This is a genomic window from Palleniella muris (assembly GCF_004792655.1).
In the GTDB taxonomy this organism is placed as follows: Bacteria; Bacteroidota; Bacteroidia; order Bacteroidales; family Bacteroidaceae; genus Prevotella; species Prevotella muris_A.
On the sequence record NZ_SRZC01000059.1, the window covers coordinates 1 to 304 of the forward strand.

Here is a 304-nt window from a genome sequence, read left to right on the forward strand (position 1 = left end):
TACGCGAGTTCGGGATAAGAAAGTCCCCGAAAAAGTTGGTAATCTCGCAAATATTTTGTATATTTGTAAATGAAAATCAATAACATACTAAAAATACAAGCGATGATTACCACTTGCAAAGTTACTGAAATTTTCTGTATTATCGACGAGTTTTCAAAGAAATTGCACGCAGAACTTGAAAAAAACATGTATTTGCGCCTTTCTGACATGGACGGTCGCAAGCGCAGGAAGCGTGAATGCATGATGTCTGAGAGCGAGATAATGACAATCCTTGTATGCTACCATTTCGGCACATTCGCCAATT

1 pseudogene is annotated in these 304 nt (G+C 38.2%); it reads left to right on the forward strand.

The features are described from left to right. Positions 1–102: 102 nt before the first annotated feature. A pseudogene (locus E5358_RS15640) lies at positions 103–304 on the forward strand (IS982 family transposase); the annotation flags it as partial.